This window comes from Streptomyces sp. NPDC042100 (assembly GCF_055582325.1).
The window spans coordinates 172,914-186,132 of the sequence record NZ_JBVJDK010000002.1; the positions used below are offsets into that span (position 1 = coordinate 172,914).

Genomic DNA, 13,219 nt, shown 5'->3' on the forward strand with positions numbered 1-13,219 from the left:
GGACCCGCACCACCACGGAGGACCCCCATGCGCGGCGTACGCCTGCCGCTCCCCCGGACCACCCGGGCCCGCCGCCGCACCGTCCAGGCCGTCATGCTCGGCGCCGTGCTCGCCCTCGCCCCCGCCACCTGGATGCACGTCACCACCGGGGACCGGCTGCGCACCACCGCCGACGTGCCCGCGCGGGACGTCGGCGTCGTCTTCGGCGCCGGGCTGTGGAAGGGCCGCCCCACCCCGTACCTCGCGCACCGCCTCGACGCCGCCGCCGAGCTCTACCGCACCGGCAAGGTGCGGGTGCTGCTCGTCACCGGCGACAACAGCCGCACCGAGTACGACGAGCCCAGCGCCATGCGCGCCTACCTCGCCGCCCGGGGCGTCCCGGACGACAAGGTCGTCAGCGACTACGCGGGCTTCGACACCTGGGACTCCTGCGTCCGCGCCAAGAAGATCTTCGGCGTGGACCGGGCCGTCCTCGTCACCCAGGACTTCCACATCAAGCGGGCCGTCGCCCTCTGCGGCGCGGCCGGGGTCGAGTCGTACGGCGTCGGCGTACCCGAACCGCACGACGCCACCTGGTACTACGGCACCACCCGCGAGGTCGCCGCGGCGGGCAAGGCCGCCCTCGACGCGGCCCTGCGCCCCGACCCGCACTTCCTCGGCGCCCGCGAGGACGGCGTCGCCGAGGCCCTCGCCGCCCCACCGCGCACCCGGCCCTGACCCGGCCTCCCGGAGCCGCCTCAGCGCCGTCCGAACCAGTCGCCGCCCGCGATCACCGGCCCCAGCGGGGCGCCCGGCGCCGCCAGGTACACCCAGGCGCTCACGTGTACGCCGTCGCGGGCCCGGACCACCTGGCGCAGCACCCGCTCGTAGCCCGCGGGCTCCTCCAGCCGGTCCAGGACGCCGAGGAGTTCGCCGTAGCGGCCGGGCGCGGCCGAGAGCAGGGCGCCCGCGACGCGCCCCGGTCCGGCGACCGCGAAGGGGTACCCGGGACCGTCGTGCAGCAGCGCCCCCGGCAGCACCGCCTCCTCCTCGGCGCCGGTGCGCCCGCGCAGGAAGCGGTCGTGGTTGTACGCGCCGGGGCGCAGCGTCCCGTACACGAAGAAGGGCGGTTCGGCGCCGCTCACCGGGCGGTGGTCTCCCGCTCGACCCACCGCGCGTACGCGGCGCCCGCCCGCGCCACCGGGGTCGCGAGGAGCTCGGGCGTCTCGTAGTCGTGCGCGGCGAGCAGATGCGCCTCCAGGGCCGCGTACCGCGCCTCGGTGGTCTTGAAGGTCACCCGCCACTCCTCGGCGGTCTCGATCGCGCCCTGCCAGCGGTAGACGGAGGTGACGGGACCGGACACCTGCGCGCACGCGGCGACCCGCGCCTCGACGGCCCCCCGGGCCAGGGCCTCGGCCTTGGCGCGGGCGTCGGTGGTGGTGTCGACGGTGAGGATGCCGGGAATCACCCGCCCACCGTACGGCAGGGCGGTTCCGGCCGGGTGCCCTCCGGCAGCAGCGCCCGTTCGGCGTCCGTGAACGCCCCGGCGATGTCGCCGGAGCGGGTGCGGACGCGGACCAGGGAGCGCGCCAGGGTCTCCTCCTCGCGGACGGCGGCCACGGGCGCTCCCCTCCTCGTCACGGCGCCTCGTGACGGCGCCCCGTCACGGCGCCTCGTGACGGTGCCCCGTCACGGTAGGCCAACTCGCCTTCCTCCAGAGCCCCTTGGGCGAACTGGGCCGCGTACAGCCGGGCGTAGGCGCCGTGCGCGGCCAGGAGTTCCGCGTGGCTGCCGCGCTCCGCGATCGTGCCGTTCTCCATCACCAGGATCACGTCGGCGTCCCGGACGGTGGAGAGCCGGTGGGCGACGACGAAGCTGGTGCGGCCGGCGCGCAGGGCGGTCATGGCGCGCTGGATCAGGACCTCGGTGCGGGTGTCGACGGAGCTGGTGGCCTCGTCCAGGACGAGCACGGCGGGTTCGGCGAGGAAGGCGCGGGCGAGGGTGACGAGCTGGCGTTCGCCCGCGCTGAGTCCGCCGCCGTCCTCGTCCAGGACGGTGTCGTAGCCGTCGGGCAGGGTGCGGACGAAGCGGTCGGCGTGGGCGGCGCGGGCGGCCTGGACGATCCGTTCGCGGGAGACCTCGCCGGGAACCCCGTACGCGATGTTCTCGGCGATGGTGCCGCCGAAGAGCCAGGTGTCCTGGAGGACCATGCCGATGCCGCCGCGCAGGTCCTCGCGGGTCATCCTCGCGATGTCGACGCCGTCGAGGGTGATCCGGCCGCCGGTCAGTTCGTGGAAGCGCATGAGGAGGTTGACGAGGGTGGTCTTGCCGGCGCCGGTGGGGCCGACGATCGCGACCGTCCGGCCGGGCTCGACGGTGAGCGAGAGGTCCTCGATGAGCGGCTCGCCGCCCTCGTAGCGGAAGGAGACCCGCTCGAAGGAGACCCGGCCCTCGGGGGGCGCGGGGCGGACCGGGTCGGCGGGGTCGGGGGGCTCCTCCTCGGCGTCGAGGAGGTCGAAGACCCGCTCGGCGGAGGCCACCCCGGACTGGAGCAGGTTGGCCATCGCGGCGACCTGGGTGACCGGGCCGTTGAACTCGTACGAGTACTGGATGAAGGCCTGCACGTCGCCGACGGTGAGGGTGCCGCTCGCGACCCGCAGCCCGCCGGCGACGGCGATGAGGACGTAGGTGAGGTTGCCGACCAGGGTGAGGGCGGGCTGGATGAAGCCGGAGACGGCCTGGGCGCGGAAGGCGGCCCCGTACAGCTCGTCGCCGAGCTCGTCGAAGCGGCGGACGGCCTCCTCGCGGCGCCCGAAGGCGACGACCTCGGCATGGCCGGTGACCATCTCCTCGACGTGCCCGTTGAGCCGCCCGGTCACCGCCCACTGGCGGACGAACTGGGGCTGGGCGCGGCGGCCGACGAGCGCGGCGACGCCGACGGACAGCGGCACCGTGCCGAGCACGACGAGGGCGAGCAGCGGGGAGATCCAGAACATCGCGGCGAGCACGCCGACGAGGGTGAGCAGGGCCCGGGTCATCTGGCTGAGGGCCTGCTGGAGGGTCTGGACGACGTTGTCGACGTCGTTGGTGGCACGGGAGAGCAGCTCGCCTCGGGACTGCCGGTCGACGTGGCCGAGGGGCAGCCGGGACAGCTTCGCCTGGGCCTCGGCGCGCATCCGGTGGCCGGCGCGCTGGACGACGGCGGCGGCGAGGCGCTGCTGGAGCCAGGTGAGGAGGGAGGCCGCGGCGACGACGGCGGCCGAGGCGGCGAGGGCCCGGCCGACGGCGCCGAAGTCGACGCCGGCGGGAGTGCGGGCACCGCCGACGACGAGGTCTGTGGCGTGGCCGAGGAGCAGCGGCGAGAGGACGGACAGGGCGACGGCGAGGGCGGCGGCGGCGAGCACGGCGAGGAGCAGCGGCCGGTCGGGCGCGAGGGTGCGCAGCAGACGCAGGCCGGACGCCCGGAAGTGGAGGGAGCGTTCGAGGGCGGGGGTGGGGGCGCCGGGGCCGCGCTGGTGCGCCGGGGGGCCGACGCGGGCGGGGGCGGTCGCGGGGGGCGTCTCGGGGCCCGCCTCGGGGTCGCGGTCGCGGACGGGGGCGCTGGTGGGGGCGCTGGTGGTCATGCCGCGGTCTCCTGCTCGCCGGGGTGGGTGGGCTCGTGCTCCCGGCCGGACTGGGAGCGGACGATCTCCTGGTAGGTCGGGTTGCCGGCGAGGAGTTCGGCGTGGCCGCCGGTGCCGACGACCCGGCCGTGGTCGAGGACGACGATCCGGTCGGCGTCGCGGATGGTGGAGACGCGCTGGGCGACGATGACGACGGTGGCGTCGGCGGTCTCCTTCGCGAGGGCGGCGCGCAGGCGCGCGTCGGTGGCGTTGTCGAGGGCGGAGAAGGAGTCGTCGAAGAGGTACACGCGGGGGCGGGCGACGAGGACCCGGGCGATGGCGAGGCGCTGGCGCTGGCCGCCGGAGAGGTTGCCGCCGCCCTGGGTGACGGGCGCGTCGAGCCCCGCCGGCAGCTTCCGTACGAAGTCGGCGGCCTGGGCGACCTCCAGGGCGTGCCAGAGCTCCTCGTCGGTCGCGTCGGGTCTGCCGTACCGCAGGTTGGTGGCGACGGTGCCGGAGAAGAGGTACGGCTTCTGCGGGACGAGGCCGACGGTGCGGGCGAGCAGCGCGGGGTCGAGGGCGCGGACGTCGGTGCCGCCGAGGGTGACGCGGCCGCCGGTGGTGTCGTGGAGGCGGGGGATCAGGCCGAGGAGGGTGGACTTGCCGCTGCCGGTGGAGCCGATGACGGCGGTGGTGCGGCCGGGGCGGGCGGCGAGGGAGACGTCGGTGAGGACGGGCTGTTCGGCACCGGGGTAGCGGAAGCCGACACCGCCGAGGTCGAGCAGGCCCGGGTCGGCGGCCGGGGGCCGGGGCTCGGCGGGCGGGGTGACGGAGGGGACGGTGTCGAGGAGTTCGCGGACGCGCTCGGCGCCGGCCTCGGCGCGCGGCATGTGCATGAGGAGGAAGAGGACCATCATCACGGACATGGAGATCTGGAGCAGATAGCCGAGGAAGGCGATGAGCCCGCCGGGCTGGAGGGCGCCGGAGTCGATCCGGTGGGCGCCGACCAGGACGATGCCGAGGGTGGCGAGCTGCCAGACGACGAGGACGGTCGGGAACATGACGGCCTGGAGGCGTGCGGCGCGCAGTCCGACGTCGCGGAGTTCGTCGTTGGCGGCGGCGAAGCGGCGCCGTTCGTGGCGGTCGCGGACGAAGGCGCGGACGACCCGGATGCCGGTGATCTGCTCACGGAGCAGCCGGTTGACCCGGTCGACGCGGTGCTGCATCCCCCGGAACAGGGGCCGCATCCGCAGGACGACGGTGCCGACGGCGCCGGCCATCACGGGGACGAAGAGCAGCAGCACGAGGAAGAGCGGGACGTCCTGGCCGAAGGCCATGGCGAGGCCGCCGAGGCACAGCAGGGGCGCGGGGACCAGCATGGTGAGGACGAGCACGGCGAAGGTCTGGATCTGCTGGACGTCGTTGGTGGTGCGGGTGATGAGCGAGGCGGTGCCGAAGCGGCCGGTCTCGCGGGCGGAGAAGTCCTGGACGCGGCGGAAGGCCTCGGAGCGCAGGTCGCGGGCGACGCCCATGGCGATCCTGGCGCCGGTGTAGCCGGCGGCGGCCGCCGCCGCGGCCTGGAGGAGGGTGACGGCGAGCATGAGCCCGCCGCCGGTCAGGACGCGGACGGTGTCGCCGCGCAGCACGCCCCGGTCGATGACGTCGGCGTTGAGGGTGGGCAGGGCGAGGGAGGCGAGCACCTGGACGAGCTGGAGCAGGACGAGCGACGCGAGCCGGGGGCGGTGGGGGCCGAGCCGGGCGGCGAGGAGGCGCAGCAGCATGACGGGGCGTCCTTCCGCTCAACCGGCGTACGGGCGGACGGCCTTGGCGTCGCGCAGGGCGTGGGCCCACCAGGCGAGCTGGTCGAGCATGGACGTCGCGGCGGCTTCGGTGCCCTCGGGGTCCTTGGGGGTGCCGTCCTCGTGGAAACGGCCGTGGGCGCCGTGGAAGGAGACGGTGTCGCGGACGGTGACGGCGTGCATCTCGGCGTAGACCTGGCGGAGTTGCTCGACGGCGCGCAGGCCGCCGGACATGCCGCCGTAGGAGACGAAGCCGACGGGCTTGGCCTGCCATTCGCCGAAGTGCCAGTCGATGAGGGACTTGAGGGCGGCGGGGAAGGAGTGGTTGTACTCCGGGGTGAGGACGACGAAGGCGTCGGCGGCGGCCAGGACCGGGGTGACCTTGGCGAGTTCGGCGCGGACGGCGGGGGCGGGGGCGTGCGAGAGGGCGGTGGGGAGGTCGACCCCGGCGAGGTCGACGAGGTCGACGGCGAAGTCGTCGCGCTCGGCGGTACGGGCGGTGAACCAGTCGGCGACGACGGGGCCGAAGCGGCCCTCGCGGTTGCTGGCGACGATGACGGCGAGACGGAGGGGGCCCTGCTGGGCGGTCGTGAGGTCCATGCCGAGGATCGTGGTACCTCGACTTAACTTGAGGTCAAGCCCCGCCCTCCGGGCATACGGTGGGGCCCATGACCACCCCCGCCGCGCCCGCCCCGCCACCCGCCGAGACCCCCGCCGGCACCCCGGCCGGGACCCCCGCCCTGCACGTCGAGGTGGACGGCTCCCCCGCCGCCGACCCGGAGCTCCTCGCGACCCTGATGAGCGGCTACGGCCACTTCACCGCGATGCAGGTGCGCGAGGGCCGGACACAGGGCCTCGGGCTGCACCTGGAGCGGCTGGACCGGTCCACCCGCGAGCTCTTCGACCGGGGCCTGGACGGCGGCCGGGTCCGCGCCCTCATCGGCGGCGCCCTGGACGCGACGGGGCGGCGGGACGCGTCCGTGCGGGTGTACGTGTACGAGGGCGCCCGCACCGTCGTGACCGTACGGGCCCCCTTCCCGCCGGACCGCACCCCGCAGGCGCTGCGCTCGGTCACGTACGGGCGGCCCGCCGCGCACATCAAGCACCTGGGCGGCTTCGGCCAGACCTTCCACGGCGAGGCGGCCCGCCGGGCGGGCTTCGACGAGGCGCTGCTGACCGCTCCGGACGGCGAGGTCTCCGAGGGCGCGGTCACCAACATCGCCTTCTGGGACGGCACTTCGGTGATCTGGCCGTCGGCGCCCTGCCTGGCCGGCATCACGATGACGCTGCTCGCCCCACGGCTGCCCTCGACCACCCGCCGGGTCACCCTGGCGGACCTGCCCGGCTTCCGCTCGGCCTTCGTGACGAACTCGCGGGGCATCGCCCCGGTCTCCCGGATCGACGGGGTCGAGCTCACGGTGGACGAGGAGCTGATGGACCGGGTGTACGCGGCGTACGCGGCGGCCCCATGGGAGACCGTCTGACCGGGGCGCCGTCGCCGGGCCCCACGGCGCCGCCCCGGCCGGGCCCCGCGCGCACCGCCGCGGACCCCCCCGGACCCGCCCCCGCCGCAGGCCCCCCGGAGCCCCGCCCCGCTGGGAGCCCCCGGCGGGGGCTCCCAGCGGGGGCTCCCGGCGGGGGCTCCCGGCACCGCTCACCCGTTCGGCACGCCCCGTCAGCTGACGCCACGACACCCGCTCTGACCTGCGAAGACGCATCGGCGCCAGCGGACGCGCCACACCGGACGGAGCAATTCTGATGGGACATCAGCAGGCGCGTGACCTCCGCACGCATTTATCTCGGTCCTACGGAAGCCCCTTTCCGCAAGACCGCCCGCGCGCCACGGAGGCCCCCCATGCGCCGCACCCCTGTCCCCCTGCTCACCCGCACCGCGGTGGCCGCCGTCGCCCTCGGGGCCCTCGGAGCCCTCGCCGCGCCCCTGGCATACGCGAACAACGGCAACGACGGGCACGACGGACGCCCCGAGGCGCTGGAGATCTTCCCGTCCTCCGCCGACCCCGGGAGCACCGTCACCGTCAACACCCTCGCCTGCGGCTCCCACGGCCACGGCGTCGGCGACGCGAACTCGCTCGGCGCGGGCGACTTCCAGCTCAACCCGAGCACGCACAAGGAGGTCGTGGTGGGCCGGTTCACCGTGCCGCACCACGCCCGCTCCGGGAGCTACGGCATCAGCGTCGCCTGCGACAACGGGCGGACCGCCCGCGGCGAGCTCTTCGTCAAGCACAAGAGCCCGAGCGGCCATGTGCAGACCGGTGTCGGCGGCAGCGTGGGCCCCGACACCGCCCAGGTCACGGCGGGCGCGGCGGTGCTGGCCGCGGCCGCCGTGGGCGGTACCTGGCTCCTGCGCCGCCGGGCGAGCGGCGCGCAGGGGGACTGACCGTACCGCCCCGTCCCGCCCCCGCCCCGCGGGGGCGGGACCACCCCCCGTCGGAGGACGTCCGTGACCAACAGCAGCAAGGGCTGGGGCATAGCCGTCGCCGCCTGCGTCGGCCTGTGGCTGATCCAGAACGGCTCGGGCGAGATCACCCCGCCCGTCCCCTCCGCCGCCCAGGCCTTCGCCGCCGGGCCCAGTGTCCACACGGACGCCGCCGCGGACCCGCTGCCGCCCTCGCAGCCGCTGCGGATGCGCATCCCGGAGATCGACGTGGACACCCCGCTGACCACCCTCGGCCTGGACGCGAAGGGCTCCCTGGAGGTGCCGCCGGCGTCCGACCGCAATCTGGCCGGCTGGTACGAGGACGGCACCACACCCGGCGCCAAGGGCACCGCGATCGTCGCCGGACACGTCGACAACGACCGGGGCCCGGCGGTCTTCTACGCGCTGGGCGCCCTGAAGAAGGGCCACCGGGTCGAGGTGCTGCGGCAGGACGGACGCACCGCCGTGTTCACGGTCGACGCGGTCGAGGTCTACGACAAGGACCGCTTCCCCGACACGAAGGTCTACGGCGAGGCGGACCGCGCCGAGCTCCGGGTGATCACCTGCGGCGGCGGCTTCTCCCGCAAGGACGGCGGCTACCAGGGCAACGTGGTCGCCTTCGGGCACCTGATCGGGGTGCGCTGAGGGCGGCCTTCCGGTCCCGCCCGCCCGGAGACACTACGCCCACTGGTCGAACGCCAGCTTGGCGACCAGGGAGAAGACGACCACCAGCAGCACCCCCCGGACGAACTCGGCACCCTTGCTCAGGGCCATCCGGGCGCCGACCATGCCGCCCGCCAGGTTGAAGACGGCCATGACCGCCGCGAGCTGCCACAGCACGCTGCCGTGGTAGGCGAACATCGCGAGCGCGCCCACGTTGGTGCAGACGTTGACGATCTTGGCGGTCGCGGAGGCCGTCACCAGGTCGAGCCGGAGCACGGCGGTCAGGGCCAGCACCAGGAAGGTGCCGGTGCCCGGGCCGAAGAGCCCGTCGTAGAAGCCGATGCCGCCGCCGACCACCACGATCGCGGTGATGATCCGGGCCCGGGTGAGCGGCGGCTGGGCGGCGCCCTCCGGGCGGGTGCCGAAGGAGGGGCGGAAGAGCACGAAGAGGGCGACGCCGACCAGCACCACCATGATCACCGGGCGCAGCACCTGGCTGCTGATCCCGGCGGCGAAGAAGGCCCCGCCCATCGAACCGGCCAGCGCGGCGCACCCGATCCGCACCGCCCGCCCCACCGCGACCGGCGCCTTGCGGACGTAGGTGACGGCGGCGCCCGAGGTGCCGACGATCGCGACGGCCTTGTTGGTGCCCAGGATCTGGGCGGCGGGCAGGTGCGGCAGCCCGAGCAGCAGGGCGGGCAGCAGGAGCAGTCCGCCGCCCCCGACCACGGCGTCGATCCAGCCCGCGACCAGCGCGGCGAGACAGAGCAGGACCAGAGTCGTCAGGGATATGTCAGGCATGGCGCGAGCCTAGAGAAGAAATGGCTGGCCGTTCCATCAGTCCTTGGAGAGTTGAGCTACGCCAGAGCTTACGGAGCCGGCCGGCGCCCGGTCCGGGGCCGGCGGGCCCTCCGGGTGCAGGACGACGGTCAGCAGCGTGGCGGCGCAGGCTCCGGCGGCGAGCAGCCCGGCGGCGGTCCGGCGGCGGACCCGGTCGCGCGGGACCCGGCGGTGGTGGCTAGGCATGGCTGAAGTCCTCACTGTGGATGCGGCGGGCCGGCACCCCGGCCTTGATCAGGGACGCGGTCGCGGCCCGCGCCATCCCGGGCGGCCCGCACAGGTAGACGTCGTGGGCGGCCAGGTCCGGCACGAGGTTGCGCAGCGCCCGGGGCGCCAGCGGGTCGAAGGAGTCGTCGGACGGCCCGAGCAGGAAGTGCAGCGCCGCCCCCCGCTCGTACGCGATGGCCTCCAGCTCCGCCCGCAGCACCAGCGCGCCCGCGTCGGACGCCCGGTAGAGCAGCGTCAGGTCGCCGGGCCCGCCGTCCAGGGTCTCGAACAGGGCCCGCAGCGGGGTGATGCCGACGCCGCCCGCCAGCAGCAGCACCTTGCGCCGGGTGCGCCGGTGCGCGGTGAGCGCGCCGAACGGCCCGGTGGCGACCACCCGGGTGCCGGGGCGCAGCCGCCGGATCCGCCGGGTGTGGTCGCCGCACACCTTCACGGTGATCCGCAGCACGTCGTCGCGGACGGGCGCCGAGAGCGAGAAGGGCAGCGCGGTGGAGCGCAGCCCCGGCCGCAGGAAGCGCCAGCGGAAGAACTGCCCCGGCTCCGCCCGCAGCTCGGCCACTCCCCTGCCCCGGACCAGCACGGAGACCGTGTCGGGCCCCTCGGCGACGACCTCCGCGACCCGCAGGTCGTGCCGCAGCGCCCGCCGCACGGGCACCACGATCCGGTACCAGACGAGGAGGACGGCGACCGTCGCGTGCGCCATCGCCCACAGCCAGCGGACCACCGGCCCCTCGACGTCGGGCCCGGCGAGCTGGTGCACGAAGCCGAGCGCCGCCGCGAGGTGGCTGAGCAGGTGGATGCGCCGCCAGGTCTCGTGCCGCAGGTGCCGCCGCGCCGCCGAGGCGGCTCCGACGCCCGCGAAGAGCAGGGCCGCGACACAGGCGGCGGCGACCCAGAAGTAGCCGAGCAGCCCCCGGACGGCGGCGAACAGGTCGGCGCCGGTGTGCAGGGCGTAGGCGCACAGGGCGAGCACCCCGTGGGCGGCGACGAGCCCGAGGACGTACCGTCCGCCTCGGGCGTGCCAGCGGGCCAGCCGGTCGGCGCCGACGCCGTGCTCGACGGCCGGGATCCGGGCCATCAGCGCCAGCATGACGAGCACCCCGTAGCCGGCGAGCAGCCCGGTGAGGTGGGCGCCGGTCGCGAACAGCGCGTCGAGCCGGCCGGACGGGCGGGCCTGCGCGCCCCAGGCGAGGGCGACGGCCCCGGCGCCGGCGGCGACGGCGGTGCGCAGCCGCTCGGGCGAGAGGCGGGGCGGCGCGGGCTCGGGGCGGGGCGGCGCGGGGGTCACCGGCACGGCGAGCGGGGCGTAGAGAGGGTGCGGAGCCTCGGTGGTCACGACCGGCACCCTAGGTCGCCCGCCCCTTCCGGAAGCTCCCCGCGCCGCCGCCCGCCGGATCCTTAAGTCCGCCTTGAGCGGCGCCTCACCGGGGGTTAATGCTGGCCGCGTGCGGTGTCCGGGGCCCACGGCCGCCACGGTCCGCTTCCTGTCGCGACTGTTCGGCCCACCATATTGACCGTACGTTCCAGAAAGGCGTACGGTCCTCCCATGGCACGGACCAAGGAATTCGACCCGGACGCGGCCCTCCGCTCGGCGCTCGACCTGTTCTGGGAGCGGGGTTACGAGGCGACCAGCATGGCCGACCTGGTCGAGCGCCTGGGCATCGGCCGGGCCAGCCTCTACGCGACCTTCGGCAGCAAGCACGAGCTGTACCTGAAGGCGATGGAGCGGTACGCGCAGACGCAGAACCCGCGCCTGTTCGAGGAGCTGTCCGCGCCGGGGCCCGCGCTGCCGGCGGTCCGGGCGCTGGTGCGCCGCTTCGCGGCCGAGTCGGGCGCGGACGAGACCCGGCTGCGGGGCTGCCTGGTCACCAACTCGGCGGCGGAGCTGGGACCGCGCGACCCGGGCGTGGCGCGCCGGGTGGAGCACAGCTGGCAGACGCTGGAGACGCTGCTGCACGCGGCGCTCGTGCGGGCGGCCGCGCAGGGCGAGCTCCCGGCGGACCGGGACCCGAAGGCGCTCGCGCGGATGCTGCTGGTGCTGCTCCAGGGCCTGCGGGTGGTCGGCAAGGCGTCGAGCGACCCAGGCAGGGTGCACGACGCGGCGGAGCAGGCGCTGACACTGCTGGACTGAGCCGCGGGCACGACAGGCACAGCGGGCACGCGGGAGGGGCGCCGTCGGGCGCCCTTTCTTCGGCCTTCATTCTGGAACGTACGGTCAATTACAGGGGGACGCATGAACAGCAGGACGCTCACACGGGACCAGGCAGCGCCTCGGCACACGCGGCGGGCGGCCCGCACGGCCCGCCCCGCACGCTCCCCCGCCGCCGCCTTCGCGCTCCTCGGCACCGTCCAGGCCACCCTGATCTTCACCCTCGCCTCGCTCGCCGTGCCGCTCCCCCGGATCGGCGCCGAACTGCGCCTGGACCGGGCCGAACTCATCCTCCTCAGCGCCGCCTACGGACTGACCTTCGCCGGGCTGCTGCTCTTCGGCGGCCGGCTGGCCGACCGGTACGGCGGGCGCCAAGCGCTGACCGCCGGGCTCCTCGTCTTCGGCGCCGCCTCCGCCCTCGCCCCGCTCGCCCCCGGCTACGGGACGCTGCTCGCCGCCCGCTTCGCCCAGGGGCTCGGCGCCGCGCTCGTCGCGCCCGCCGCGATGGGCCTGCTGCGCGCCCTGTACCCGGCGCCCGCCGCGTACGGCAGGGCCATGGCCACCTGGGGCGGCCGCTCCGTCCTCGGCGCGACCGCGGGCAACCTGCTCTCCGGGGTGATCTCGGCCGCCGCCTCCTGGCGCTGGAGCTTCGCCGTCCCGGTCGCCGTCACCGCCGCCGCGCTGCTGCTCGCCCCGCGCCTGCTGCCGGGCACGGGCGCGGGCACGGGCACGGGCCCCGCGCGGGAGCCGGGCGCCGCCCGCGGCCTCGACCTCCCCGGCGCGCTGCTCGCCACCACCGGCATCTCCCTGGCCAGCTACGGGCTCGTGCTCACCGACGCCCACCCCTGGGCCTCGGCCGCCGTCCTCGTCCCGCTGCTCGGCGGCGCGGCGCTGCTCGCGGGCTTCGCGCTCGCCGAGCGGCGGGCCGCCGACCCCCTGCTGCCGCCGGCGTTCCTGCGCGACCGGCGGCGGGTCCTCGGGCTGGCGGGCGTCGCGCTCACCGCCGCCGGCACCGCCGGGGTCTTCGTCCTGCTGTCGCTCGGCCTCCAGGACGGGCGCGGCTGGTCCGCGCTGCGCACCTCCGGCGCCTTCGTGCCGTTCGCCGCCGCCCTGCTGCTCGCGGGCCGGGCCGCCGGTCCGCTGATCCGGCGGTACGGGGCGGGCCGCGCGACCGCCGCCGGACTCGCCACCGGGGCCGCGGGCCTCGGGCTCCTCGCGGCGACCGGCCTCGACCCGGCCGTGCCCTACGCGTACGGGCTGCTGCCCGGGCTGCTGCTGCTCCCGGCGGGCGCGGCGGTCTCCTTCGCGGGGTCGAGCGTGCTGGCCACCGAGGGCGTGCCGCCCGAGCGGGGCGGGCTCGCGGGCGGTGTCCTCAACACCGCGATGGAGCTGGGCCCCACCGTCGTCTTCGCCGCCGTGCTGACCCTCGGCACGGACGCCGCCTCGCTCGCGGCGACGGCGCTGGCCTTCGCGGCGCTGGCCGCGGCGGCCTCCCGTACCCGCTGAATCGTTTCGCACCACCACC

The 13,219-nt window shown here is 75.9% G+C and carries 15 protein-coding genes; 6 read left to right on the forward strand and 9 right to left on the reverse strand.

Annotation, left to right across the window (positions count from 1 at the left end; all coding sequences use genetic code 11):
* Positions 1-27 precede the first annotated feature (27 nt).
* Positions 28-717, forward strand: coding sequence for a SanA/YdcF family protein (locus ACZ6J5_RS05005; protein ID WP_469387707.1), 690 nt, complete (start codon positions 28-30; stop codon positions 715-717).
* Positions 718-737: 20 nt separating this feature from the next.
* Here the strand turns inward: ACZ6J5_RS05005 and ACZ6J5_RS05010 are convergent, their stop codons facing one another.
* The 6 genes from ACZ6J5_RS05010 to ACZ6J5_RS05035 are packed head-to-tail and all read right to left on the reverse strand — an operon-like array spanning position 738 to position 5,980.
* On the reverse strand, positions 738-1,124 hold the full coding sequence (locus tag ACZ6J5_RS05010; RefSeq protein WP_469387709.1) for a gamma-glutamylcyclotransferase family protein: 387 nt from the start codon (positions 1,122-1,124) through the stop codon (positions 738-740).
* Complete coding sequence (cutA, locus tag ACZ6J5_RS05015) at positions 1,121-1,447, reverse strand: divalent-cation tolerance protein CutA (RefSeq protein ID WP_469387711.1); 327 nt, start codon at positions 1,445-1,447, stop codon at positions 1,121-1,123. The genes ACZ6J5_RS05010 and cutA overlap by 4 nt, the downstream gene beginning before the upstream one ends.
* A complete protein-coding gene (locus tag ACZ6J5_RS05020) occupies positions 1,444-1,599 on the reverse strand; it encodes a hypothetical protein (protein WP_469387713.1) in 156 nt (51 codons plus the stop codon). Before ACZ6J5_RS05020 ends, cutA begins: the two co-directional genes overlap by 4 nt.
* Before the next feature lie 17 nt (positions 1,600-1,616).
* Positions 1,617-3,602, reverse strand: a complete 1,986-nt coding sequence (locus ACZ6J5_RS05025; protein WP_469387714.1) for an ABC transporter ATP-binding protein — start codon at positions 3,600-3,602, stop codon at positions 1,617-1,619.
* A complete protein-coding gene (locus ACZ6J5_RS05030) occupies positions 3,599-5,362 on the reverse strand; it encodes an ABC transporter ATP-binding protein (RefSeq protein ID WP_469387716.1) in 1,764 nt (587 codons plus the stop codon). The genes ACZ6J5_RS05025 and ACZ6J5_RS05030 overlap by 4 nt, the downstream gene beginning before the upstream one ends.
* An 18-nt stretch (positions 5,363-5,380) precedes the next feature.
* Positions 5,381-5,980 (reverse strand): NADPH-dependent FMN reductase, encoded by a 600-nt coding sequence (locus tag ACZ6J5_RS05035; RefSeq protein WP_469387718.1) that lies wholly within the window; start codon positions 5,978-5,980, stop codon positions 5,381-5,383.
* A 68-nt stretch (positions 5,981-6,048) separates the two neighbouring features.
* Here ACZ6J5_RS05035 and ACZ6J5_RS05040 point away from each other — a divergent pair, with 68 nt between their 5' ends.
* The 3 genes from ACZ6J5_RS05040 (at position 6,049) to ACZ6J5_RS05050 (ending at position 8,462) form a co-directional block, all read left to right on the forward strand.
* Positions 6,049-6,864 carry an aminotransferase class IV gene (locus ACZ6J5_RS05040; protein ID WP_469387720.1) on the forward strand — a complete coding sequence of 272 codons (816 nt, stop codon included), beginning with the start codon at positions 6,049-6,051 and terminating at the stop codon, positions 6,862-6,864.
* Between the two features lie 371 nt (positions 6,865-7,235).
* On the forward strand, positions 7,236-7,778 hold the full coding sequence (locus ACZ6J5_RS05045; RefSeq protein WP_469387722.1) for a hypothetical protein: 543 nt from the start codon (positions 7,236-7,238) through the stop codon (positions 7,776-7,778).
* 63 nt (positions 7,779-7,841) lie between these two features.
* Positions 7,842-8,462, forward strand: a complete 621-nt coding sequence (locus ACZ6J5_RS05050; RefSeq protein ID WP_469387724.1) for a class F sortase — start codon at positions 7,842-7,844, stop codon at positions 8,460-8,462.
* Between the two features lie 33 nt (positions 8,463-8,495).
* On the opposite strand, the gene ACZ6J5_RS05055 is transcribed toward ACZ6J5_RS05050, so the two are convergent.
* Genes ACZ6J5_RS05055 through ACZ6J5_RS05065 form a run of 3 tightly spaced genes read right to left on the reverse strand, consistent with a single transcriptional unit; the run spans position 8,496 to position 10,881 of the window.
* On the reverse strand, positions 8,496-9,281 hold the full coding sequence (locus ACZ6J5_RS05055) for a sulfite exporter TauE/SafE family protein (protein ID WP_362483029.1): 786 nt from the start codon (positions 9,279-9,281) through the stop codon (positions 8,496-8,498).
* A gap of 36 nt (positions 9,282-9,317) precedes the next feature.
* Positions 9,318-9,506 (reverse strand): hypothetical protein, encoded by a 189-nt coding sequence (locus ACZ6J5_RS05060; protein ID WP_469387727.1) that lies wholly within the window; start codon positions 9,504-9,506, stop codon positions 9,318-9,320.
* Positions 9,499-10,881, reverse strand: a complete 1,383-nt coding sequence (locus ACZ6J5_RS05065) for a ferredoxin reductase family protein (protein WP_469387729.1) — start codon at positions 10,879-10,881, stop codon at positions 9,499-9,501. The genes ACZ6J5_RS05060 and ACZ6J5_RS05065 overlap by 8 nt, the downstream gene beginning before the upstream one ends.
* A 210-nt stretch (positions 10,882-11,091) precedes the next feature.
* Here ACZ6J5_RS05065 and ACZ6J5_RS05070 point away from each other — a divergent pair, with 210 nt between their 5' ends.
* Both ACZ6J5_RS05070 and ACZ6J5_RS05075 read left to right on the forward strand, forming a co-directional pair.
* Positions 11,092-11,676 (forward strand): TetR/AcrR family transcriptional regulator, encoded by a 585-nt coding sequence (locus tag ACZ6J5_RS05070; protein WP_469387731.1) that lies wholly within the window; start codon positions 11,092-11,094, stop codon positions 11,674-11,676.
* Between the two features lie 102 nt (positions 11,677-11,778).
* A complete protein-coding gene (locus ACZ6J5_RS05075; RefSeq protein ID WP_469387733.1) occupies positions 11,779-13,200 on the forward strand; it encodes an MFS transporter in 1,422 nt (473 codons plus the stop codon).
* Positions 13,201-13,219 lie beyond the last annotated feature (19 nt).

What these genes read in the sequence shown, in the direction of transcription:
- ACZ6J5_RS05070 (WP_469387731.1), top strand. Translation starts at nt 11,092, where the DNA reads ATGGCACGGACCAAGGAATTCGACCCGGACGCGGCCCTCCGCTCGGCG.
- ACZ6J5_RS05075 (WP_469387733.1), top strand. Translation starts at nt 11,779, where the DNA reads ATGAACAGCAGGACGCTCACACGGGACCAGGCAGCGCCTCGGCACACG.
- ACZ6J5_RS05040 (WP_469387720.1), top strand. Translation starts at nt 6,049, where the DNA reads ATGACCACCCCCGCCGCGCCCGCCCCGCCACCCGCCGAGACCCCCGCC.
- ACZ6J5_RS05060 (WP_469387727.1), bottom strand. Translation starts at nt 9,506, where the DNA reads ATGCCTAGCCACCACCGCCGGGTCCCGCGCGACCGGGTCCGCCGCCGG.
- ACZ6J5_RS05045 (WP_469387722.1), top strand. Translation starts at nt 7,236, where the DNA reads ATGCGCCGCACCCCTGTCCCCCTGCTCACCCGCACCGCGGTGGCCGCC.
- ACZ6J5_RS05030 (WP_469387716.1), bottom strand. Translation starts at nt 5,362, where the DNA reads ATGCTGCTGCGCCTCCTCGCCGCCCGGCTCGGCCCCCACCGCCCCCGG.
- ACZ6J5_RS05025 (WP_469387714.1), bottom strand. Translation starts at nt 3,602, where the DNA reads ATGACCACCAGCGCCCCCACCAGCGCCCCCGTCCGCGACCGCGACCCC.
- ACZ6J5_RS05055 (WP_362483029.1), bottom strand. Translation starts at nt 9,281, where the DNA reads ATGCCTGACATATCCCTGACGACTCTGGTCCTGCTCTGTCTCGCCGCG.
- ACZ6J5_RS05005 (WP_469387707.1), top strand. Translation starts at nt 28, where the DNA reads ATGCGCGGCGTACGCCTGCCGCTCCCCCGGACCACCCGGGCCCGCCGC.
- ACZ6J5_RS05035 (WP_469387718.1), bottom strand. Translation starts at nt 5,980, where the DNA reads ATGGACCTCACGACCGCCCAGCAGGGCCCCCTCCGTCTCGCCGTCATC.